The organism is Trinickia sp. LjRoot230, assembly GCF_964253315.1.
Taxonomy (GTDB): Bacteria; Pseudomonadota; Gammaproteobacteria; order Burkholderiales; family Burkholderiaceae; genus Trinickia.
Window position 1 is genome coordinate 3,938,883 of sequence record NZ_CAXUQX020000001.1, and the last position, 23,531, is coordinate 3,962,413.

Below are 23,531 nucleotides of genomic sequence, written 5' to 3' on the forward strand. Positions count from 1 at the left end.
CGCACCGCATCCTCCAATCCCGATGAAAGTTCTATTCGCCGCTCCCCAAGGGGGCGATGCCAGATGGCTCAATGCGCTCTCGCAGGCACTCCCGGGTGCCGAGGTCCGCACGTGGGAACCGGGCGACACGGCCTTTGCCGATTACGCCGTCGTCTGGCGCCCCGAGCGCGACGTCCTTCGCGCGCGCGAGGGGCTCAAAGCCATTTTCAATCTGGGCGCCGGCGTCGACGCGATCCTACGTTTCGAACGCGAGGCACCCGGCACGCTGTCGCGCAATGTACCCGTCGTCAGGCTGGAGGACACCGGCATGGCGGCGCAAATGAACGAGTACGCGACGTACGCGGTATTGCGCTACCTGCGCCGCTTCGACGAATACGAAATCGCGCAGCGCAGCGCCGTGCCGCAATGGCACGTGCTGGAGCCGCATCGGCACGACACCTTCATCGTCGCGGTGCTCGGGCTTGGCGTGCTCGGTACGCAGGTGGCCGCGACGCTCGCTTCGTTTGGCCTGCCGGTGCGCGGCTACAGCCGCAGCAAGAAAATGCTCGATCGTATCGACACGTTCGCAGGAGAAGCGCTCGACGCTTGCCTCGATGGCGCGAAAGTCATCGTGAATTTGCTCCCGAGCACACCGGATACGGACGGCATCCTGAATCGGCGAGCGTTTGAGCGGCTCGCGCGCGGGGCCTATGTGGTGAACCTCGCGCGCGGCGTACACTTGGTCGAAGACGATTTGCTGGTCGCGCTGCAAGACGGCCAGCTCGCCGCCGCCACGCTCGATGTGTTTGCCAGCGAGCCATTGCCGCCGACGCATCGCTTCTGGCGCGAGCCGCGCATCACGATTACGCCGCATATCTCGGCTTTGACGTTGTGCGAACCCGCCGTGGCGCAAATCGCGGAGAAAATTGGAGCACTTGAACGCGGAGAGCCGATCAGCGGCATCGTTGACGTCGCACGGGGATATTGATCAGCATTCCTCAAGCAAAAATCGCAAACCAAATCGCAATCGCATCGGAGACACGCTATGTCTTTGCCTCGCGCAGTGAAGATCGTCGAAGTCGGCCCACGCGACGGCCTGCAAAACGAAAAGGAATTCGTTCCGACGGCCGTGAAGGTCGAGCTTGTCGATCGTCTTTCGGGGGCCGGCTTCAAAAACATCGAGACAGCGTCGTTCGTCTCGCCGAAATGGGTGCCGCAGATGGCGGACGGCGCCGAAGTTATGGCAGGCATTGCGCGCAAGCCCGGGACCATCTACTCGGCGCTTACGCCCAATTTAAAAGGGTATGAAGGCGCACTCGCGGCGCACGCCGATGAGATCGTCATCTTCGGTGCAGCAAGCGAAGCGTTCTCGCAAAAAAACATCAACTGCAGCATCGCCGAAAGCATCGCGCGCTTCGAGCCGGTTGCCCGCGCGGCGAAGGACAACGGGTTGCGCTTGCGCGGCAGTGTTTCGTGCGCGCTCGGCTGCCCCTATCAGGGCGACGTGGCCGTGCTGGCGGTCGTCGACGTCGTGCAGCGCTTTGCCGATCTCGGCTGCGATGAAATCGACATTGCCGACACCATCGGTGTGGGCACGCCCAAGCACACGCGGGAAGTATTTTCCGCCGTCACCAAGGTGTTTCCGCGTGAGCGACTCTCGGGGCACTTCCACGACACCTACGGGCAGGCCGTTGCCAACATCTACGCATCGCTGCTCGAAGGCATCGAGATTTTTCATGCCTCGGTGGCGGGGCTTGGCGGCTGCCCCTATGCGGTCGGTGCGACCGGTAACGTCGCGACTGAGGACGTGCTTTATCTGATGCACGGGCTCGGCATCGAAACCGGCATCGACCTCGCGCAGGTGGTTGCGATCGGCGAATTCATTTCGAGTTCGATTGGCCGGACCAACGCCTCGCGCGCCGGTCGCGCCTTGCTGGCGAAGGCACGGTAACGTGCATCTCCAATTAGTTAGAAGACCTAAATAATTTGGTATGGACAACGAAGGAATTCTGCCAGCCGGCACGCCCGATACGCACGATACGCCCGACATCTCGAACGCATTAGAGCCGCTTGCCGCATTGCCTGAGTCGGCACGTCGCGTCGCGTTGCTGTTGCGCGAGCGCGGCCATTACAAACCGGTCGTCATGCTGCCGCAAACGGGTAAGACGTCGGCCGAAGCGGCAGCCGGGCTCGGCTGCTCGGTGGCGCAAATCGCGAAGTCGATTCTCTTTCGCCGACGCGATGACGATGTGCCGGTGCTCGTCGTTGCGAGCGGCGCCAACCGCGTCGATGAACAAAAGGTCGCGCAGCAGGTGGGTGCGATCGCTCGCGCCGACGCCAAATTTGTGCGGGAGAAAACGGGCTATGCGATTGGCGGCGTCTGCCCGATCGGACATGCGACGGCGCCTGTCACGCTCATCGACGAGGACTTGTTGCAACTCGACAGCTTATGGGCAGCTGCGGGCCATCCGCATGCGGTGTTCAACTTGTCGCCGAACGAACTGCTCGCGCTCACGGGCGCGCCGACAGCCGATGTGGCGCTGCGAAGCTAAGGGGTCTCCAAGCGCTGATTCGCGTGGCGCAGACAAAAGAAAGCCGCTCGTCACGAATGGCGAACGGCACAATTGTCGACGTGATCAGCGTCATAAACATGATACCGATGCACATTGATTCGGCGCATCGGTGATTTCCCTGCAAGTTTTCGACAAGCGGCTTTCAATCAGATTGGCACGCGCCCGACGCCTCGCTCGGCAGTGCCGCGGCGCGCCGCTGCGGCACGATGCGCCAGCCGAGATTCACGCCGGCGGCCGCGATGAGAATCAATGCCGCGCCGAGCACTTGAATCCATCCGAGCGTTTGACCGAACGCGAAGCGATCAACAGCAATCGCGACCACCGGGTAGATGAACGACAGCGCGCCCGTCATCGCGGTCGGCAATTTCTGAATCGCACCGTAGAGCAGCACATACATGATCCCGGTATTGACGATGCCAAGCGTGGCCAAGTTGGCCCAGGGGCCTGCAGTCGTCGGCAACGCGTGGAAGTCGACGAAGGGTGCCAGCATCAGCGCGCCGAGCGTGACCTGGATCAGCGCGATCAGATGCGGCGTGGTGCCCTTGAGGCGCTTCGTGATGATGGACGAAATCGCGTAGCAAAATGCCGCGCCGAGCGACAGGCCGATGCCTTCGAGGTATTCACCGGGCACGGCCAGCACACTCGGCTCCACTTTCACGACGAACACGAGCCCAAGGAACGCCAGCACGAGCCAGAGCGCCGTCGATGCGCTCACCCGTTCGCGAAAAATGAGTGCGCCCAGCGCGACGAGCATGAACGGCTGCGTGTTGTACGCTGCGGTGGCCATGGAGATCGATGCGCGCGAATAAGCGGCGAACAGCAGCACCCAGTTCGCGACGATGGCAGCACCACCGGCCGCCGCGAGCCCGACGACGCGCCATGACCACACGTCGCGTCGCAGCAGACCGAAGCGTGCGCAGACCAGCGCGAGCGTCATCGCACCGAGCACGCAGCGAACGAATACGACATTGAGCGGCGATTGCCCCGATGTCACGACAAGCCAGCCGATCGTGCCCGACATCAGCATGGCGGTAGTCATTTCGATCGCGCCGCGCCGAGTTTCATGCATGGCCATAAGTCCTCCAATCAACGAAAGTGTTTTGTGTTTTGTGTTTTGTGTTTCGTGTTTCGATGGGATTGAGTTTACTGATTCCATACGCGCTTCGACACGGCTAAACTTTGGCGAAAATGCAATTCTTTCTTTGAAACGAAGGGGAAAATGGTGAAACGCCTTTTTGAGGGTGCGGCGAAGAGCGGTGCCCCGCTCGATGACATCGATCGGAAGTTGTTGCGCCTGCTCTCGGAAGATGGCCGCGCCGCAGTGGCCGATTTGGCGCGCGAGATTGGGCTGTCCGGCCCGAGCACCACCGAGCGGATCAGACGGCTCGAGGCGCAAGGTGTGATCGGGCGCTTTACCATCGCCATCGATCCGCGCGCGCTGGGTTATACGATGCAGGCCATCGTGCGCGTAAGGCCGCAGCCGGGGCAGCTTCATCTCGTCGAAGAGGCGATCCGGCGTATTCCCGAATTTGTGGAATGCGACAAGGTGACCGGCGATGATTGTTTCATCTGCCGGCTCTATTTGCGTTCGATTGAAGAGCTCGACGAAATTCTGTCGAAGGTCACGGACCGAGCGGAGACGAGCACGGCCATCGTCAAAGCGACACCCGTCGAGCGTCGCTTGCCACCGCTGGAAGTGGGTGAGGAGGCTGCGGTGCGTGCGGTGAAAAGGGCGAAGGGACGCGCTGATGATTGAATCGCGACCGCAGCGCCCCATCGCCCCCCGCAATTTAACGCGCCCGCCGCCCCCCAACCGCAACCGGCTCCGCAGGTTCCGCCGCCTCAAAAAAGTCGATCATTTCCGCGATGAGTTCATCGGGCGCTTCTTCCGGGACATAGTGACCGCAGGCAAGTGCGCGCCCACTTACGTCGCGCGCCACGCGCCGCCACTCGGCGAGCGGATCGAAGCATTTGGCCACCGTCCCCTCCGCGCCCCACAGCACGCGTAGCGGGCAAGCCACGCGATGGCCACGTTCGAGGTCCGCCCGGTCGTGTTCGAGATCGATCGATGCCGATGCGCGATAGTCCTCGCACATCGCTCGCACGGCGCCTGGCTGCCGCAACGCATCCACGTATGCCTTGATCGCTTCGGGCGCAAACGGCGCGAGTCCCGCATGGCGCGAGCCCATCACGCTTTCGACATACACCTTCGGGTCGGCTCCAATCAGCGTTTCGGGCAGCGGTGCCGGTTGAATCAGAAAGAACCAGTGAAAGTATGCCGTCGCGAAGGCGCGTGTCGTGCCTTCGTACATGGCAAGCGTTGGGGCAATGTCGAGCAGCATCAACCGCTCGACCGCATCCGGATGATCGAGCGCCAAGCGGTGCGCAACCCGCGCGCCGCGATCATGCGCACACACCAGAAAACGCTCGAAGCCAAAATGACGCATGACCGCCAGTTGATCGGCAGCCATCACGCGCTTCGAGTATGGCGTATGCGCCTCGTCGCTCGCGGGCTTGCCCGAGGCGCCATAGCCGCGCAAATCGGTCGCGATGACCGTGAAGTGCCGAGCCAACCGTTCGACGCACCGATGCCAAATCAAATGCGTCTGCGGATGCCCGTGCAGCAACAGCAGCGGCGCACCCTGCCCGCCCTTGAGCCCGTGGATCTCGACGCCGTCGGTGGTCAGATGAAACGGAGTAAAGTCAGCGAATGTCATCGGTTCGCTCCTGCCTCTTGTCGTTGTAGATAACGCGCATTCTACGGACGCAGCCGATGCGCGCTCGTTCGCGCGGCCACGAAACGTAGAACCTGAGCACTCCCTCCAACGTTAAACGCAACGCCCGGCAGCGCAGCTCCTTATAATCGAACGATCGTGCTCTTACTGTTCCGTCGAAGGAGATCCGCGTCATGGCCCTGCCCGCCGTCCTCAAAAATCTGACGTTGCCTGTGGTCGGATCGCCGATGTTTATCGTCAGCTATCCCGAACTCGTGCTCGCGCAATGCAAAGCCGGCATCGTCGGATCATTTCCGGCGCTCAATGCCCGGCCGGCCGAGCAGCTCGACGAGTGGCTCACGCAAATCGACGAGGGGCTCGCCGCACATCGGGCAGCCCACCCGGGCGCGAACATCGGGCCCGTGGCCGTCAATCAGATCGTTCATCAGTCGAACGCACGCCTCGAGCACGATGTGCGGGTATGCGTCGACCATCAAGTGCCGATCTTCATCACCAGTCTGCGCGCACCGGTCAAGGAAATGATCGATGCCGTGCACAGCTATGGCGGCATCGTGCTGCACGACGTCATCAATCTGCGCCATGCGCAAAAGGCGCTCGAAGCGGGGGTCGACGGGCTCATTCTGGTGGCAGCGGGCGCGGGCGGACACGCGGGGATGCTCTCGCCGTTCGCGCTCGTCGGCGAAGTGCGGCGCATGTTCGACGGGCCGATCGTGCTCTCGGGCGCGATCGCCAATGGCGGCTCGATTCTCGCCGCGCAGGCGATGGGCGCTGATCTCGCCTATATCGGCACGCGCTTCATCGCCACGCAAGAGGCTCACGCGGTGGCGAGCTACAAACATGCGATCGTCAACGCGACGGCCGCCGACATCGTCTACACGAACCTCTTCACGGGCGTGCACGGCAACTACATTCGCGAAAGCATCGTCAACGCAGGGCTCGATCCCGATGCACTGCCCTCGTCGGACAAGACCGCGATGAACTTTGCCGGCGACAAGGCGAAAGCGTGGAAGGATATCTGGGGCGCGGGCCAAGGCGTCGGCCTGATGGATGATGTTCCGACAGTGGCCGAGCTCGTCGAACGTCTGACATGCGAATACAACGAAGCGCGTGCGCGTCTCGGCATGCGGGGCTGACCGGCCGGCCCCTTACATCGTTCGTCGATACTGCCCGCCCACTTCGAATAGCGCGTGTGTAATCTGCCCGAGCGAGCATACGCGCACGGCATCCATCAGCACGGCAAAGACGTTTTCGTCATCGATGACCGCTTGCTGCAAGCGAGCGAGCATCGCCTGGGCCTCCGCGCGATGCCGATCGTGAAACGCAGCAAGACGCGCAAGCTGGCTTTGCTTTTCCTCGCTCGTCGAGCGAGCCAGCGCCAAAGGCGGCGGTGACGAACTGGCATCGTTGCCGAGAAACGTATTCACGCCGACGATCGGGTAGGACCCGTCGTGCTTGCGGCGCTCGTATTGCATCGATTCATCCTGAATCCGGCCTCGCTGGTATCCCGTCTCCATCGCGCCGAGCACGCCGCCCCGCTCGGTGAGACGATCGAACTCCGCCAGCACCGCTGCTTCCACGAGATCGGTCAGCTCTTCAATGACGAAGCTGCCCTGGTTCGGGTTCTCGCTCTTCGCCAGCCCCCATTCGCGATTGATGATCAGCTGAATTGCAAGAGCGCGCCGCACTGATTCGGCGCTCGGCGTCGTGACCGCTTCGTCGTAGGCATTCGTGTGCAGCGAGTTACAGTTGTCGTAGACGGCGATCAGCGCTTGCAGCGTCGTACGGATATCGTTGAAGGCGATCTCCTGAGCATGCAGGCTGCGCCCCGACGTCTGCACGTGATATTTGAGCTTCTGGCTGCGCTCGTTCGCGCCGTATAGTTCACGCAGCGCGATGGCCCAGATGCGCCGCGCGACGCGGCCCAGCACCGTGTATTCGGGCTCCATGCCGTTCGAGAAGAAAAACGACAGGCTCGGCGCGAATTCGTCGATCGACATGCCACGCGCCAGATACGCCTCCACATAGGTGAACCCGTTGGCAAGCGTATAGGCAAGCTGCGTGATCGGGTTCGCCCCGGCTTCGGCAATGTGGTAGCCGGAGATTGAGACCGAATAGAAATTTCGCACGCCGTGCCGAGCGAAATAGGCCTGAATGTCACCCATCATCTTGAGGCTGAATTCGGTCGAAAAAATGCAGGTGTTTTGCCCTTGATCCTCTTTGAGGATATCGGCCTGGACCGTGCCGCGTACGGTCTGGAGCGCTTGCGCGCGTGCTGCCGCGAGCTCGTCCGCGCTCGGGGTGGTGCCGGCCTCGGCATGGCGCGCGCCAAGCCGATCAAGCGCTTGATCGATCGCGACGTTGAAGAACATCGCGAGAATCGTCGGTGCGGGGCCGTTGATCGTCATCGATACCGATGTGGTGGGAGCGCATAGATCGAAGCCGTCATAGAGCTGCTTCATGTCGTCGAGCGTGGCAACCGATACGCCGGAGTTGCCGATCTTTCCGTAGATGTCGAGGCGCTCGTCGGGGTTTTCGCCGTAGAGCGTGACCGAATCGAATGCGGTCGATAGACGTGCTGCCGGCATGCCTTGCGACAGCAGTTTGAAACGCCGGTTGGTGCGCGCTGGGTCGCCTTCGCCCGCGAACATGCGCGTCGGGTCTTCGTTTTCACGCTTGAACGGGAATACGCCCGCGGTAAACGGAAAATGGCCGGGCAAGTTTTCGAGCGCCAGCCAGCGCAGCGTCTGGCCCGGGTCGGCAAACTTCGGCAGCGACACCTTGCGCAACGTCGTGCCCGAAAGCGTTGTCACGGTCAGCTTGTGACGCAATTCGCGGCCGCGTACGGTCGCGATATACTCGTCGCCCGCATAGGCGGCCGCCATCTGCGGCCACGCTTCAAGTAGCGCGTGCTCACGCTCGCCAAGGCGCGCATCGCGCTCGGCCGCGAGGGAGTCGAGGTGTCTGAGGGTGTTTGCGTTGGTCTGGCCGGTTGGCGGCGAAGCATCACTCGAAGCGTCACTCGATTCGGCGAGCATGCGCCGCGCCTCGCTCAACTGCCATCGCTCGCGTGCAATGACCGCTTGCGCCTCGGCACGCGCGCGATAGCCGCGTACCGTCTCTGCGATCTCCGACAAATAGCGCACCCGTGCCGCCGCAACGATCGCATGCCGCGCGCTCGAATGGCGCACCTGCGTGGGCGCCAGCCGCGCGCCGCCAGCATGTTGCGGCAGGCCGATCTCCTGCAGTGACGCGACGATGCGCTGGTAAAGCGCCGTGACGCCATCATCGTTGAAATGCGCGGCAATCGTGCCGAAAACAGGCATCGCCTCCGGCGGCTCGCCCCACGCCTCGCGATTGCGCTGAACCTGTTTCGCGACATCGCGCAGCGCATCGAGTGCGCCGTTGCGATCGAACTTGTTGATTGCGACGAAATCAGCGAAATCGAGCATGTCGATTTTCTCGAGCTGGCTTGCGGCGCCGAACTCGGGCGTCATGACGTAAAGCGAGCGGTCAGCGTAACCCGCAATGGCGGCGTCGCCTTGGCCGATGCCGGACGTCTCCACAATGATTAGTGCGAAGCCGGCCACCTTGCAGGCAGCGATTACATCGGGCAGTACATCCGGTACCTCGCTTGCCGCGTCGCGCGTGGCAAGCGAGCGCATGAACACGCGCGGTCCGTGCCCCCAGTCGCCGATCGCGTTCATGCGAATCCGGTCGCCGAGCAGCGCGCCGCCCGACTTACGGCGCGACGGGTCGACGGCCAATACGGCGATCGGCAGCGTGTCGCCGAAATCGAGCCGCAAGCGCCGCACGAACTCGTCGGTGACCGACGACTTTCCCGCGCCGCCGGTACCCGTTACGCCAAGCACCGGCACCGTGCGCGTGGCCGCCACACGCGCGCCGAGCGCCGCGTGCGTCGGTGCATCCACCGCGCCGTTTTCGAGTGCCGTGACCAGCTGCGCAAGCGCGCGCCATCTGCCATGCTCTGCCGCGCTGTCGATGAGATCGAGCTCGTCAAGCCATGCGATTGCGGCGCTGCTGCGGGTACAGCGCGAAATCATGTCTTCGATCATTCCCTGCAGACCGAGCCGCTGACCGTCTTGCGGCGAATATATGCGCTCGACGCCCGCGCGCTCGAGTGCGGCGATCTCGTCGGCAACAATGACGCCGCCACCGCCGCCGAACACTTTGATTCGCTCGCCGCCGCGCGCACGCAAGCATTCGACCAGGTAGCGGAAATATTCGACATGGCCGCCCTGATAGCTCGAAACGGCGATGCCGTCGGCATCTTCGTCCAGCGCAGCCTGGGCCACTTCGTCGACCGAGCGGTTGTGGCCCAAGTGGATGACTTCGACGCCGCTCGCCTGCAGGATGCGCCGCACGATGTTGATGGCCGCGTCGTGGCCGTCGAAGAGCGCAGCGGCGGTGACGAAACGTAGCCGCGCGGATGTGGCAGATGCGGCGGGCGCCGTCGCCGGCTGCGTCGCGCCGCGTGGTTGCGGCGTCGATAGATCGGTCATGTCTCCCCCGTTCTCGCACGACTCGCGCGGGTGCTCTTCGCAGTATAGGCAACCGCGTTCGACCGGACGCCTCGGGGAGGCTCAAGCGAGGCGTCCAGTTCGGCCCTCGGACCCTCAGAACTTTGCGCGAATGCCGGCGCCGACGGTCTGGCCCGTCGACAGGCTGCTCAGCTTGTCGTACATATAAGCGGCGTAGATATCGGTGCGCTTGGACAGCGGATAGTCATAGCCGAGCGCCCAGGTGCGGCGTGTCTGGTCGAAGCCGCCGCCGTCACGCGAATAGGCAAACGAGGCCATGATGCTGCCGGGGCCAGCCGGCACCGTCACGCCCCCTTGCCCCGTGTTGACGTGCCAACTGCCGCCCCCCACCTTTTCGTTGCTCGTGTACATGTATTGCGCGTAGAGCTTCGCGAATTTCATGTCGTAGCTGGCACCGAGCAGACCGACGCTCTGACTCTTGAACGAGACGACGCTGCCGAAGGGCGCCGGCGTAACCAGATCGCCCGGGCTATTGTTGAAGTTCACGTATTGAAATACGCTGGTGGCAGCAAAGGCACCATGGAAATAGAGAAACTGCGCACTCCATTTTTTCGCACCATTACTGCCGGCCTGATTGCCGAGGCCATACATGACACTACCCGACAGGCCGTTATAGTCAGGCGTCGAATACTGCACGGCGTTGTTCCAGCCGGAATCGCCGACCACGCCAATATCGGTTGCATAAGTTGCTCCCGATGGCACCGCGGTGTTGCCGAGGAACACGTGGTAGACCATCGGCGAAAACGTATATGAATCGATGAATGGATTAAAAAGAATTGTTGAAACGAATAGATGCGTGGTCAGCCGCCCGGTCGTAAATGTGCCGTAAGGAGATTGAATGCCGACATAAGCATTGCGCGAGAAAAATGAATCTCCGGTAAAGCGGCCGTAATGGCCGTTTTGCGGCAAGAAGAAATCCTCCAACGTGAATATCGCCTTGAAACCGCCACCGAGATCTTCCGCGCCTTTCATGCCCCAATATGAAGTGGACATGCCGCCGCCACCGACGGTCCAGGCACGCTGGCTGCCCGGAAACTGCTGCATGCCGACCCAGGTATCGACCTGGCCATACAGTTGAACGCTCGACTGCGCGTAGGCGGCGGAACCCGCCGCAACGAGGCCCGCGGCCGCGGCCAAGCGGAACAATCGGAACGAGCGCAAGGGTCGGGAACGTGTTGTCAGCGCACGGCTGGCGATACTTGTCATGGATTCTCCAAATTTTGTCGAAAAATGAAGCGTCGCGAAGCGCTTGTGCGAACCGGTCGGGTTGCCTTCGTCCTCGATGCTTTGCCCCAGGGCGCAACCATCGTTACGGACCATTTTTCCGGACAAAAATACGTTTGCTTATGGCGGGTATAGCGTTTCGATCAACCGAACGGCGGCGCGTTGTTTTTCAGGCACACCGTGATAGTGGTGCACCATGGCACGGCGTCCAAATTGTTTCGTCGGAACAACGCCGCTAAAAGCGCGAGCGCGCTCAGTTACGATAGATGGAAGGGTCGGGAAGACGGGTACTCGGCGCGGGTTGGCGCACCGCCGGACGGCTCGTGTCGCGCTCTTCGTTGTAACGTGTGATGGCGTCGCGGATCGAACCGGCCCGCAAGTAAGTGGCATTACCGCGGGGGCGCGGCACGCTCCGTGCGTCTCCAACCGGACGATAGGGAATGCCGCCCGATGCAACGGGCATACTACCCTGGCGCCCACCGCCCAAGCGTCGAAGCGAACGCACACCGGCGCCAGGCTTGCCGCGGTGCTCGACGTTGATCGTGTGGGCGGTCTTGTACATGGCGGCGGCCGGTTCCTGCAGTCGCGGTGCTTCGCGTGGCGGCGCATTGATAGCGAACCCGTTGTCGGGCGGGCGAAAGCTCACGGCATGCGGTTGCGCGAGCGCGAGCGACACCACGGCAGCGCCAAGCGCTGCCATTGCCCAACGTAAGATAGTGTCGAAACGCAAATCCGCCATGTTCGCTCAATCGTCCTGCCCGCGGCCAACTGCGCCGCATGCCATCTTTACCGCAAGGAGATCGGAAGAATGGCGGCAAGGGCCGCGTCCAGCTGTAATTTATGGGCCGCTGCCGGGAGGTGTCGAGCCAAAAAGTGTTAGGTGGGCGACGCCGTTGTAACGTGGTGTTACTGTGGCGTGTTTTTGCGCAAAGCTGGCGCGAGCCGCCGGCTTGCGCGGCGCGTATCGCGCGCCTTTGGCACCATTTTCGTCGGCGGTTTCGCTCGGTCTTCGTCATTCAACACGCCCTTTCATGCCTCGCCTGCCTCTCGTGGTTCCCGATAATTTCACGCTCTCGCTCATCGGCACCGTCGTGTTCGCGAGCCTGCTGCCTTGCCAAGGGAACGTCGCACTCGCCGTCAACGCGTTGACCAATGTAGCGGTCGGGCTGCTCTTCTTTTTGCACGGCGCGAAACTCTCGCGCGAAGCCGTGCTGGCGGGCGCGACGCATTGGCGGCTGCACATGCTCGTGCTCGCCAGTACGTTTATTCTCTTTCCGCTGCTCGGCCTCGCACTCAAGCCGCTGGTGTCGCCGTTCGTCACGCCGACACTCTATATGGGCGTACTTTTTCTCTGCACGCTGCCGTCCACCGTGCAATCGTCGATCGCCTTCACCTCGATCGCCAAAGGCAACGTGCCCGCGGCCGTTTGCGCAGCTTCGGCGTCGAGCCTGATCGGCATCTTCGTGACACCGGCACTAGTCAGCCTGATGATCACGAACCAGACGAGCGGCGCGCGTTCGCCGTGGCATACGATCAGCGACATCGTCTTGCAATTACTGGTGCCTTTCGTCGCGGGGCAACTGTTACGGCCTGTCATCGGCCCTTGGCTCGATCGCAATCGTCGCGTGCTGCGCTTCGTCGATCAAGGCTCGATCCTGCTCGTCGTCTATATGGCTTTCAGCGAGGCCGTCAACAAAGGGTTGTGGCACCACGTGCCGCTCACGGCGCTCGTTTCACTGCTCGTCGTGAACGGCATATTGCTCGCCGCAGCGCTCGCTACGACCGCATGGGTCGGCAAACACTTGCACTTCAATCGCGCAGATCAGATCACGATTGTCTTTTGCGGCTCCAAAAAAAGCCTCGCCTCCGGTATTCCGATGGCCAAGGTCATCTTCTCGGCTCAAGCAGTCGGTGCAATCGTTTTGCCGCTGATGCTTTTCCATCAAATGCAATTGATGGTCTGTGCGGCACTCGCGCAACGTTGGGGCGAGCGCCGCGACGCGGCAAAAGAGCAAATCATCAGATAAATGAAATCGTATTTTCTGCCTCACACAAAAACCTACGAGATGTTATTACCGATGCGTCGACACGCAAACGTTTGCCAATTCGGTTGATTATCGGCACGCGTACTGCAGCTCCAATTACTAAATATCGTAAAAACCATGCCACCCGATATTGAGCACTATTAGAATGGCACCGCGGAACGAGCCACGCTCCGTTTTATGAAAGCCGAAGTTGCCACATTCAAGCGAGACAATAAATGAGCAGCGAGGATGGGTCTGGCGAAAATCGTCAGCGCACGGCTATTTGGCCGCGCCGAAAACGGCGCTGGCGGGGGCGGCGCGCCGCGACGACGGACGCATCACAGGAAAACGAATCGTTCGACGACTATGCGGCGCAACGTCTGTGGTCGTTCTTGTGCGCGCAACTGACGACCGCACTCTTCGGCTACCTCGCATTCGTCGCCGGCGATGCCTGGTTCGGCACGCACCCGACCGGGGGCGCCGCGGTGCTGGCAGGTGCGTTGCCGGTCATGCCGATGGGGGCCGCACTCGTCGTCGCCTGGAGCCGCCGCGGGGCGCTGCGAGCCAACATCGCCGCACTTGCGCTGATCGCCGCGCTCGAAGCAGGCTTGGCCTGGCATGCGTTGCAATGGGACGATCGAGCGTCCCTGATTTTGCCCGCCTTCGTGCTGATTCCGCTCGCGTTCAGCCCCGCACTGCTGCGCGGCTGGGATTTCGCGGCGGCCGCCGCCCTCTCCCTCGCGGGTCCGCTCGTGCTCGTCTCGTTCGGGGCGCCCTCGGCCGGGGAGCGCTTCGGCGTCATGCTGTCGATGATCGTCGCCATCGCGACGAGTCTCGTCACCAATCTGTTCGCGCTGCGTTCGCAAAAAAAGAACTTTCGGCTCGAGCGACAATTGCGGGCGTTCGCCGATATCGACGACCTCACACAACTACCGCGCCGTCGACGCATATTCGAACTCGGCCGCCGCATCTTGCAGCGCGCCGAACGCCATGCGCAGCCGTTTTCGATTCTTTACATCGACGCCGACCACTTCAAATCGGTCAATGACCGGCTCGGGCACGATGCCGGCGACCGCGCCTTGCGTCTGCTGGCGCGCGAGATTCAGGACGGCTTGCGGCCGACTGACGTCTGCGGCCGCTTCGGCGGCGAGGAATTCGTCGCATTGCTGCCCGGCACCGACGCGCAGGACGCCGCGCGCGTTGCCGAACGCCTGCGCAAGCGTGTCGAAGACGTACGGCATTTCGACGTGCCGCTCACGATCAGCATCGGCGTCGCGCAGCATATGCCCGGCGAGCAGATCGACCGCGTGATTCGGCATGCGGATACGGCCTTGCTGGATGCGAAGGGCGGAGGGCGCAACCGCGTCGTTGTGGCACAGCGCCAGCGCGCCGCGCGTGACCCATTTGCGCGCACGAACAGCAACGGGCCTTTCCCTAGACGCGAAGCCTACGCCTTCATTAACTTGCCGGACGAGATGCGTGTCGGGCAGGTCGAACCGCAATTGGCCGCAGCAGGTGGGCTGAGGGGTACGTGACGGCCATGAATTGATGATTTGCCTGTTTAGCACGTTTTACTAAACAATTAGATGTTCCGCATAGCCTTTCCAATCGGTCGTTAGAGGGATTTCCCGAACGTTTTCAGAGCAGCCTGGCGTAATTTTTACTATACAATCGCCGGAACTCCGAATCGGTGAAATCGAAGGCGCACGAACGATGGCTACGACCATTCGCGACATCGCGCGCGCGGCAAACGTGTCGATCGGCACGGTATCGCGGGCGCTGAAAAATCAGCCGGGCCTGTCGGAGGCCACGCGCTTGCGCGTGGTCGCTGCCGCGCGCCGGCTCGGCTACGATGCCGCGCAGTTGCGCCCGCGCATCCGCCGCCTCACGTTCTTGCTGCATCGCCAACACAACAATTTCGCCGCGAGCCCGTTTTTCTCGCATGTGCTGCACGGCGTCGAAAGCGCCTGCCGCGCGCGTGGCATCGTGCCGTCGCTGCTGACCGCCGGGCCGACCGAAGACGTGGCCGAGCAGTTGCGCCTGCATGCGCCCGACGCCATTGCCGTCGCCGGGTTCGTCGAACCGGAGACCCTGGCCGCGCTCGTCGCTACAGGCCGCCCGCTCGTGCTGATCGACCTGTGGGCCCCGAACTTGCGCTGCGTCAATCTCGATAACAGCGCCGGCGCCACGCTCGCGATGCAGCACCTTTTTTCGATGAATCGAACCCGTGTCGCATTTATTGGCGGCTCGCTGGCTCACTACAGCATCGCGCAGCGCGCACTGGGCTATCGGCGAGCGTTTTTCGAGGCGGGCCTGCTGTTCGACCCTTCGCTCGAGGCGACGATCGACGCGAGCCTGCCGCCCGAACTCGCCGCCACGCGAGCAGTCGAACGTCTCTTCGAGTCCTGCACCGAACATGACGCGCCCAACGCCGTGTTCGCCTACAACGACGTAGCAGCCCTGGCAACCATGCGGGTGTGCCTGGCGCGCGGGTTACGTGTACCGGAGGACGTCGCCATCGTTGGCTTCGACGATATTCCCGCCGCGGCCCATGCCGCACCGCCGCTCACGACGATTGCCGCCGACAAGGAAGCGCTCGGCGTACGCGGCGTCGAATTGCTGCTCGACGATTCCCCCGCCGACATCGATGTGCGCCTGCCCGTCGAGCTTGTGGTGCGTGCAAGCACCGTGGGCGCCATGGGTACTGCGGGCACCGTGCGCATGCTGGAAGCGGTCGACGTCCCATCGGAAACGACACCATGACGAGACTACCGAATACGAATAAGGCGTTTAAGCCGGCCAGCTTGGTACCGGGCCCGGTTCATACGAACGAAACGGTGCCGCCGGTCGAAGATTTCCGCAACCGCGAGTTCCTGCTCGGGCATGTCGCCGATACCCTCGCGTTCTATGCGCCGACGGCACACGACCCGTCCGGCGGCTTTTATCACTACTTCAAAGACGACGGCAGCGTCTATAACCGTACGAGCCGCCATCTCGTCAGCAGTTGCCGGTTCGTATTCAACTATGCGATGGCCTACCGCCACTTCGGCGACCCTCAATATCTGGAGTACGCCCGCCACGCGCTCGCCTTTTTGCGCGATGCGCATTGGGACGCCGAGCACGGCGGCTACGACTGGGAGATCGAGTGGCGCAATCGCGAAAAGCGCACGCTCGACGCCACGCGGCACTGCTACGGCCTAGCCTTCGTTCTGCTGGCGCAGGCCCATGCAGCCGCGGTCGGCATCGACGACGCACGCCGGCAGATCGCCGAAACTTTTGAGCTAATGGAGCACCGCTTCTGGGACCCGGCCGCGGGTCTTTACGCCGACGAAGCGACGGCCGACTGGCACGTGAGCACTTACCGCGGCCAAAACGCGAACATGCATGCCACCGAGGCGTTGCTTGCCGCCTACGAGGCGACGGGGCATCTCGTCTACCTCGACCGAGCCGAGCGTATTGCGACGAATATCACCCAGCGGCAAGCCAAGCTTTCGCATGGGCTCGTCTGGGAGCATTTCCACGCGGATTGGTCAGTCGACTGGCGCTACAACGAGGACGACAGCTCGAACATCTTTCGGCCGTGGGGTTTTCAGCCCGGCCATCAAACCGAATGGGCGAAGCTGCTGCTGATTCTCGAGCGGCACCGGCCGCTGCCGTGGCTCGTGCCGCGAGCGGTCGAGCTGTTCGATGCCGCGCTCACGCATGCCTGGGATGACGAGCACGGCGGCCTGTGCTACGGCTTCGCGCCCGACGGCACGGTGTGCGATCACGACAAATACTTCTGGGTCCAGGCCGAGACGCTCGCGACCGCGGCGCTGCTCGCACGCCGCACGGGCAGCGAGCGCTTTTGGGATTGGTACGACGAGCTATGGCGTTATAGCTGGACGCATTTCGTCGATCATCGATACGGGGCCTGGTACCGCATTCTGACTTGCGACAACCGCAAGTACAGCGACGAAAAGAGCCCGGCCGGCAAGACCGACTACCATACGATGGGCGCCTGCTACGAAGCGCTGAACGGGCTCGACGAGACACAGGCCGCGCCGCAACCGGACCACAGCGCATGAGCACGCCGCACGCTTCCTATTTCCCGCTCTTCGTCAGCGCGGGCGACATCCTGACCGATCTCGTACGCGAACCCGGTACGCAAGCAAACACGGGGAGCTCGCCGTCGCAATGGCTGTCGCACCCGGGCGGCGCGGGCTGGAACGTCGCGCGTGCGGTCGCCCGTCTCGGCGTACCCAGCGCGTTTGCGGGCGCCATCGGCACCGATTGTTTTTCCGACGAACTCTGGCAGGCCAGTGTGGCCGCCGAACTCGACATGCGCTTCATCCAGCGCAACGATCGCCCCCCGCTGCTTGCCATCGTTTTCGAGACGCGCCCGCCCGCTTACTTCTTTATCGGCGAAGCGAGCGCCGATCTCGCCTTCGATCCGCAGCGCTTGCCCGAGGGCTGGATGCATGCGGTGCAATGGGCGCATTTCGGCGGCATCAGCCTCGCGCGTCAGCCGCTCGGCGCGACGCTTGTCACGCTCGCGGCGGACTTGCGCGCGCGCGGCGTGAAAATCAGCTTCGATCCGAACTATCGCAGCTTGATGGCACATGGCTATCGCCCGACGCTCGAAGCGATGGCCGCGCTCGCCGATTTCATCAAGGTATCCGACGAGGATTTGCAGTGCCTGTTCGGCACCGACGAGACGGCGGCGCTCGCTACCTTGCGCGCGATGAACCCGGTCGCGGCCGTCCTCGTCACACGGGGCGCGCAGATGGCCACGTTCATCGCCGCGGGCGAAACGATCGAAGCCTCGCCGCCGCGCGTGGAAGTCGCCGATACGGTCGGCGCCGGCGACGCCTCGATCGGCGGCTTTCTTTTCAGCCTGATGCGCTGGCCGCAACGCAGTTGGCGCGAGCACCTGTCGTTTGCGCTCGCGGCGGGCGCGGCGGCGTGCCGGCGTGCCGGCGCGCACTCCCCGACGCTCGACGAGGTCGTGGCGCTGCTGCGGGCCGAGTGATCTGATCACGCCGCATCGCGTTTTTTCGAACGCGTGCTAGCATGAAAAGCATCCGTTCGACCGCTTTGGAGCCGCATCATGGACGACGTCACTTACACCAAGGGCATCTACACGGCGACCGTAACGGTGCGCCAGATCGACGACGGGTCGTTCCAGGGCGTCGTGTCGCTGGCTCGCGACGACGGGAGCAGCAATGTAGAGACGACGTCCTACGAGGTCGATGCGGTGAATCCCACGGCTTCGGAAGCGCTCGAGGAAGGTAAGGCGCTCGCGCATCGGATTCTCGGCGCGTTGGAACTTTGATCAAGCGGCAGGAGGCGAATATGGCCGAGCAACTCTACTTGTACGGGGTGTATTCGATCCACGTGCGCCCGCTCGAACTGCAAGACGCGCGTTGGGACGCGGAGTATGAAATTCGTCACCAGGACAACCCGGTGCAGCGGTGGACCACCATCGGTGGCGATGGCGGCTACGAGAGCGAAGCGCAAGCGCTCGATGCAGCGCATCGGCAGGCGGTGGCCGATATCGAAGACGGTGCCGGCGTACCCAAGCCCAAAGCGTTTCCCTGAACAGCCACGGCCACGCGCGCGATGCAAGCCGATCTGCAACAACACGCTGATATGAACGCTGGCGCTCGCGCGAACACCGGCCCCGCTGCTGACATCGCCGCGCAGCCGCATCGGGCCCACCGCCGGCGCCGCGGCCGCATCGTGCGCACGCAATCGGGCACAGTCATCTCGCACGGCATGCCTGGCTACAATTTTCTCGATATCTATCACCGGGCATTGACAGCGAGCTGGCCCGTCTTCTTCGCCACGCTTGCTGCATTCTTCGTACTACTGAACGCAGCATTCGCCGCGCTTTATCTGGCCGGCCACGCCCCGATTGCCAATCAGTCGCCTGCGGGCTTTCTCGGCGCGTTTTTCTTTAGCGTCGAAACGCTCGCGACGGTGGGCTACGGCGACATGCATCCGCAGACCGTCTATGCGCACGTGATCACCACGCTTGAAATTTTCACGGGCATGTCGAGCATCGCGTTGGCAACGGGCATGATCTTTGTGCGCTTTTCGCGTCCGCGCGCGCGCATCATCTTTTCGCGTTACGCCGTGATACGCCCGCTCAACGGGCGCAGCACGCTGATGGTTCGCTCGGCCAATGCGCGCCAAAATGTCATCGTCGAGGCCGGCGCGAAGCTTCGGTTGATGCGTTACGAATCGACGCCGGAAGGCTACTTTCTCTGGCGCATCACCGATCTGAAGCTCGAGCGCGATCGCCATCCGATCTTCCTGCTCGGCTGGAATCTGATGCATGTCGTCAACGAAACGAGCCCGCTTTACGGCGAGACGGCCGAGAGCCTGGCCGCCTCGCGCGCCTCGCTGATGATCTACATCGAAGGGTCCGACGAAACGACGACGCAATCGATGGAAGCCCGCCACGTCTGGTCGCACGACGAGATTCGCTGGCAGCACCGCTTTATCGACTTGTTGCACGATGACGATGAAGGCAGGCGGCATATCGACTACACGCACTTTCACGACGTCGTTGCCCTCGACGCGAACGAGCCGTCGGCGACGCGTTGAGCGCATAAGAACAATTCGCTCGAACGCCTGCTAAAACGCGCAAAAAGCGGCGCGAAAATCAGCCGATAGCGGCGAGAAAGCAAAAAAACGCTGCTATTGGCGCTCAAAAATGGGGGATTGCGCCGGTGCGTCGGCGCGCCACCAGCCAGGCCCCCCATGAACGCTCGCTTGCCGGTCGACGGCACGCCCGTACTGTCCGACTATCGGCTCACCGACAATCTGACCGCCACCCGTGGCCGCATCTTTCTGACCGGCACTCAGGCCCTCGTGCGACTGATGCTGATGCAGCGTCAACTCGATCGTCTGCGCGGGTTCAACACGGCCGGGTTCGTGAGCGGCTATCGTGGCTCACCGCTTGGCATGGTCGATCAGCAAATGTGGAAAGCGGGCAAACTGCTCGACGCCCACGACGTGCGGTTTTTGCCCGCCATCAACGAAGAACTCGGCGGCACCGCCGTGCTCGGCACGCAACGCGTCGAAGCGGACCCGGCCCGTACCGTCGATGGCGTGTTCGCGATGTGGTACGGCAAAGGTCCCGGCGTCGATCGGGCCGGCGATGCGCTCAAGCACGGCAACGCCTACGGCGCCTCGCCGCGCGGCGGCGTGCTCGTGGTTGCCGGCGACGACCACGGCTGTGTCTCGTCATCGATGCCGCATCAAAGCGACTTCGCCATGATGGCGTGGCACATGCCGATCGTGAATCCGTCGAATATCACCGACATGCTCGAATTCGGCCTCTACGGCTTCGCGCTCTCGCGCTTTTCCGGCGCATGGGTGGGCTTCAAGGCGATTTCGGAGACGGTCGAATCGGGCGCGACAGTCGATCTCGACGCACTCGCCACATGCTGGGACGGGCAGGTCGATTTCGCGCCGCCCACGGACGGTCTGCATAACCGCTGGCCAGACTTGCCGAGCCTTGCCATTGAGACGCGGCTCGCCGCGAAGCTGGAAGCCGTGCGCGCCTTCGCCCGCACCCACAGCATCGACAAATGGATCGCCGCCAGCGCACACGCGAACGTCGGCATCATCACCTGCGGCAAGGCACATCTCGACCTGATGGAAGCGCTGCGCCGACTCGATCTGTCCGTGGCCGATCTCGACGCCGCGGGGGTGCGCATCTATAAAGTCGGCTTGTCGTTCCCGCTCGAAATGACGCGCATCGATGCGTTCGCCGATGGCCTCGCGGAAGTGCTCGTGATCGAAGAAAAAGGCCCGATCGTCGAGCAGCAGATCAAGGAGCACTTTTACAATCGCCCGGTGGGGGCCCGCCCGGTAGTGCTGGGCAAGCTCGACGCACATGATGCGCCGCTCGTCCCGGCGCTCGGGGAGCTGCGGCCTTCGCGCGTGCTGCCCGTCTTCGCGCAGTGGCTTGCACGGCACAAGCCCGCGCTCGATCGTCGCGAACGCGTAGTCGACCTCGTTGCGCCGAGCATCCTGTCGAACGTCGCCGATGCGGTCAAGCGCACGCCGTATTTCTGTTCCGGCTGCCCGCACAACATCTCGACGAAGGTGCCCGAAGGTTCGATTGCGCAGGCCGGCATCGGCTGCCATTTCATGGCCTCGTGGATGGATCGCAGCACGACAGGTCTGATTCAAATGGGCGGCGAAGGCGTCGATTGGGCGTCGCACTCGATGTTTACGGCAACGCGCCACGTCTTCCAGAATCTCGGCGACGGCACCTATTTTCATTCGGGCATTCTCGCGATTCGGCAAGCGGTTGCCGCCAAAACGAACATCACCTACAAGATTCTCTACAACGATGCGGTCGCGATGACGGGCGGCCAGCCTGTCGACGGCAGCATCTCGGTGCCGCAGATTGCGCGACAGGTCGAAGCCGAAGGTGTCTCGCGCTTTGTCGTGGTCTCCGACGAGCCGCAAAAGTACGACCATCATCACGATCTCTTTCCGAAGGGCACGACGTTTCATCATCGCAGCGAGCTCGATGCCGTGCAGCGCTTGTTGCGCGAAGTGCAAGGCGTGAGCGTGCTGATCTACGATCAGACCTGCGCCGCTGAAAAGCGCCGGCGCCGCAAGAAAGGCGCTTATCCCGACCCCGACAAGCGGCTCTTTATCAACGAAGCCGTCTGCGAAGGCTGCGGCGATTGCGGCCAGCAATCGAACTGTCTGTCGGTCGAGCCCGTCGAAACACCGCTTGGGCGCAAGCGCCGCATCGATCAGTCCTCTTGCAACAAGGACTTTTCGTGCGTCAACGGCTTTTGCCCCAGCTTCGTAACTGTCGAGGGCGCCACGCTGAAAAAAACCGCCGGCGTTGCGTTCGACGAAGCGGCAATGGCCGAGCGCGTCGATGCACTGCCGTTGCCCGCCACCTCGCTCGATGCCGCGCCTTACGACATTCTCGTCACCGGGGTCGGGGGCACCGGCGTGGTGACGGTGGGTGCACTGATCAGCATGGCTGCCCATCTCGAAGGCAAGAGCGCCTCGGTGCTCGATTTCATGGGCTTCGCGCAAAAGGGTGGCGCCGTGCTCTCGTTCGTGCGCTTCGCCGCACGCGATGCATTGTTGAACCAGGTGCGCATCGATACGCAGCAGGCCGACGTGCTGCTGGCCTGCGACATGGTCGTGGGCGCAAGCGCCGAGGCGCTGCAAACGGTGCGGCACGGCCGCTCGCGCATTGTCGTGAACACGCACCCGATTCCAAACGCGGCGTTCGTGCGCAATCCCGATGCGAGCTTGCACGCCGAGGCACTCCTCGACAAGATGCGCGATGCCGCGGGCGCTGAGTTCATGTCGACCTGCGACGCGCAAAGCCTCGCGGCCAGGTTTCTCGGCGACACCGTCGGCGCCAATATCCTGATGCTCGGCTTCGCTTGGCAACTGGGCCTTGTGCCCGTCGCGCTCGACGCACTGATGCGCGCGATCGAACTCAACAACGTGGCCGTGCCGATGAATCGGCTCGCTTTCTCGGTCGGCCGGCTGGCTGCGGGCGAGCCGGCCGCGCTCGACGCGCTTTGGGCCGAGCGGCATGCGCCGGGCCAAACACGGCCTGCACGCGAGGCACATTCGGCGAACGACCGCTTAGCATCGCTCATCGCCGATCGCGAGGGGCGGTTGGCGGCGTATGGCGGTGCGCGCTACGTGGAGCGCTATCGCGCGCTCGTGCATGCGGCCCGCGAGGCGCAGGCGCGCGTGCCGGGCGCTGCGATTGCGGAACCTGTGGCTACGACGTTTTATCGGCTGCTGGCGATCAAAGACGAATACGAAGTCGCACGGCTTTACAGCGAACCCGATTTTCGCGCGGCGCTCGAAGCGCAATTCGAAGGCACCGCGGGCAAGGATTTTCGCATCCGCTTCAACCTCGCGCCGCCCGCGCTCGCCAAAGCAAAGGCGGGCGGCGTGCCGCGCAAGATGGCGTTTGGGCAATGGCTGTGGCCCGTGCTGCGCGTGCTCGCGAAGGGGCGCGGGTTGCGCGGCACGAAGTTCGATCCGTTTGGCCGCACGCTGGAGCGCCGGATGGAGCGCGCGCTCGCCGACGATTACGAAAAGACGATGCAGCGCGCGTTTGCCCATCTCGATGCTTCGAATGCGGAGGACGTGGCGCAGCTTGCCGCGCTGCACGCGCGCGTGCGCGGCTATGGCCACATCAAGCTGGCGAGCCTGATCGACGTCAAACGCCGGGAACGCGAGGTCGCCGCGCGCCTGTCGATCGAGGCGGCGACGAGCCAGGACGTGCAGCGCGCGCTCGCCGAGGCGGGCAGCGCAGCGGGTGCGCTACGCGGCATTCCGGTGACGGTGGTGGCGAAGTAGTTTTTGCGGCTCAGTGCCCCATGTCGACACTAAAAGACCATTTACAAGACCAATTAACAGACCAATAATTGGCACCTTAGC

At 63.0% G+C, this 23,531-nt stretch carries 19 protein-coding genes; 14 read left to right on the forward strand and 5 right to left on the reverse strand.

Features of this window, described 5'->3' with window-relative positions; translation table 11 throughout:
- The first annotated feature begins 22 nt into the window (after positions 1-22).
- From ACSQ20_RS17965 to ACSQ20_RS17975, 3 genes are read left to right on the forward strand one after another with little or no spacing between them, the layout of a single operon-like run.
- Positions 23-967 (forward strand): 2-hydroxyacid dehydrogenase, encoded by a 945-nt coding sequence (locus ACSQ20_RS17965; RefSeq protein WP_436022309.1) that lies wholly within the window; start codon positions 23-25, stop codon positions 965-967.
- 57 nt (positions 968-1,024) lie between these two features.
- Positions 1,025-1,930, forward strand: coding sequence for a hydroxymethylglutaryl-CoA lyase (locus ACSQ20_RS17970; RefSeq protein ID WP_436022311.1), 906 nt, complete (start codon positions 1,025-1,027; stop codon positions 1,928-1,930).
- A gap of 40 nt (positions 1,931-1,970) precedes the next feature.
- The gene (locus ACSQ20_RS17975) at positions 1,971-2,531 is read left to right on the forward strand and encodes a YbaK/EbsC family protein (RefSeq protein ID WP_436022313.1); all 561 of its coding nucleotides are present in this window, start codon (positions 1,971-1,973) and stop codon (positions 2,529-2,531) included.
- 163 nt (positions 2,532-2,694) lie between these two features.
- Here ACSQ20_RS17975 and ACSQ20_RS17980 read toward each other — a convergent pair whose 3' ends face one another.
- Positions 2,695-3,627, reverse strand: a complete 933-nt coding sequence (locus ACSQ20_RS17980; RefSeq protein WP_436022315.1) for a DMT family transporter — start codon at positions 3,625-3,627, stop codon at positions 2,695-2,697.
- 144 nt (positions 3,628-3,771) lie between these two features.
- Between ACSQ20_RS17980 and ACSQ20_RS17985 the strand changes: the two genes are divergently transcribed.
- Positions 3,772-4,308, forward strand: coding sequence for an Lrp/AsnC family transcriptional regulator (locus tag ACSQ20_RS17985; protein ID WP_436022317.1), 537 nt, complete (start codon positions 3,772-3,774; stop codon positions 4,306-4,308).
- A 34-nt stretch (positions 4,309-4,342) separates the two neighbouring features.
- Here the strand turns inward: ACSQ20_RS17985 and ACSQ20_RS17990 are convergent, their stop codons facing one another.
- Positions 4,343-5,269, reverse strand: a complete 927-nt coding sequence (locus ACSQ20_RS17990) for an alpha/beta fold hydrolase (protein ID WP_436022319.1) — start codon at positions 5,267-5,269, stop codon at positions 4,343-4,345.
- 191 nt (positions 5,270-5,460) lie between these two features.
- On the opposite strand from ACSQ20_RS17990, the gene ACSQ20_RS17995 reads away from it, so the two are divergent.
- Positions 5,461-6,420: an NAD(P)H-dependent flavin oxidoreductase gene (locus ACSQ20_RS17995; protein ID WP_436022321.1), complete on the forward strand. Its 960-nt coding sequence runs from the start codon at positions 5,461-5,463 to the stop codon at positions 6,418-6,420.
- A 12-nt stretch (positions 6,421-6,432) separates the two neighbouring features.
- On the opposite strand, the gene icmF is transcribed toward ACSQ20_RS17995, so the two are convergent.
- The 3 genes from icmF to ACSQ20_RS18010 form a co-directional block, all read right to left on the reverse strand.
- A complete protein-coding gene (gene icmF / locus ACSQ20_RS18000) occupies positions 6,433-9,807 on the reverse strand; it encodes a fused isobutyryl-CoA mutase/GTPase IcmF (RefSeq protein ID WP_436022323.1) in 3,375 nt (1,124 codons plus the stop codon).
- 114 nt (positions 9,808-9,921) lie between these two features.
- On the reverse strand, positions 9,922-11,052 hold the full coding sequence (locus tag ACSQ20_RS18005; RefSeq protein ID WP_436022325.1) for a porin: 1,131 nt from the start codon (positions 11,050-11,052) through the stop codon (positions 9,922-9,924).
- Between the two features lie 271 nt (positions 11,053-11,323).
- Positions 11,324-11,809 (reverse strand): hypothetical protein, encoded by a 486-nt coding sequence (locus ACSQ20_RS18010; RefSeq protein WP_436022327.1) that lies wholly within the window; start codon positions 11,807-11,809, stop codon positions 11,324-11,326.
- Between the two features lie 292 nt (positions 11,810-12,101).
- Between ACSQ20_RS18010 and ACSQ20_RS18015 the strand changes: the two genes are divergently transcribed.
- The 9 genes from ACSQ20_RS18015 to ACSQ20_RS18055 all read left to right on the forward strand — a co-directional run bounded on the left by ACSQ20_RS18015 (position 12,102) and on the right by ACSQ20_RS18055 (position 23,450).
- Positions 12,102-13,097, forward strand: a complete 996-nt coding sequence (locus tag ACSQ20_RS18015; RefSeq protein WP_436022329.1) for a bile acid:sodium symporter family protein — start codon at positions 12,102-12,104, stop codon at positions 13,095-13,097.
- A 233-nt stretch (positions 13,098-13,330) separates the two neighbouring features.
- The gene (locus ACSQ20_RS18020; protein ID WP_436022331.1) at positions 13,331-14,629 is read left to right on the forward strand and encodes a GGDEF domain-containing protein; all 1,299 of its coding nucleotides are present in this window, start codon (positions 13,331-13,333) and stop codon (positions 14,627-14,629) included.
- Positions 14,630-14,807: 178 nt separating this feature from the next.
- The gene (locus ACSQ20_RS18025; protein ID WP_436022333.1) at positions 14,808-15,857 is read left to right on the forward strand and encodes a LacI family DNA-binding transcriptional regulator; all 1,050 of its coding nucleotides are present in this window, start codon (positions 14,808-14,810) and stop codon (positions 15,855-15,857) included.
- Positions 15,854-17,161: an AGE family epimerase/isomerase gene (locus ACSQ20_RS18030; RefSeq protein WP_436022335.1), complete on the forward strand. Its 1,308-nt coding sequence runs from the start codon at positions 15,854-15,856 to the stop codon at positions 17,159-17,161. Before ACSQ20_RS18025 ends, ACSQ20_RS18030 begins: the two co-directional genes overlap by 4 nt.
- A complete protein-coding gene (locus tag ACSQ20_RS18035) occupies positions 17,158-18,105 on the forward strand; it encodes a carbohydrate kinase family protein (protein ID WP_436022337.1) in 948 nt (315 codons plus the stop codon). The genes ACSQ20_RS18030 and ACSQ20_RS18035 overlap by 4 nt, the downstream gene beginning before the upstream one ends.
- Before the next feature lie 78 nt (positions 18,106-18,183).
- Entirely contained in the window at positions 18,184-18,408 is a 225-nt protein-coding gene (locus ACSQ20_RS18040) for a hypothetical protein (RefSeq protein WP_436022339.1), read from the forward strand.
- A 20-nt stretch (positions 18,409-18,428) separates the two neighbouring features.
- Positions 18,429-18,674 (forward strand): hypothetical protein, encoded by a 246-nt coding sequence (locus tag ACSQ20_RS18045; RefSeq protein ID WP_436022341.1) that lies wholly within the window; start codon positions 18,429-18,431, stop codon positions 18,672-18,674.
- 177 nt (positions 18,675-18,851) lie between these two features.
- Positions 18,852-19,685 carry an ion channel gene (locus ACSQ20_RS18050; protein ID WP_436023212.1) on the forward strand — a complete coding sequence of 278 codons (834 nt, stop codon included), beginning with the start codon at positions 18,852-18,854 and terminating at the stop codon, positions 19,683-19,685.
- A gap of 156 nt (positions 19,686-19,841) precedes the next feature.
- On the forward strand, positions 19,842-23,450 hold the full coding sequence (locus tag ACSQ20_RS18055; protein ID WP_436022343.1) for an indolepyruvate ferredoxin oxidoreductase family protein: 3,609 nt from the start codon (positions 19,842-19,844) through the stop codon (positions 23,448-23,450).
- Positions 23,451-23,531 lie beyond the last annotated feature (81 nt).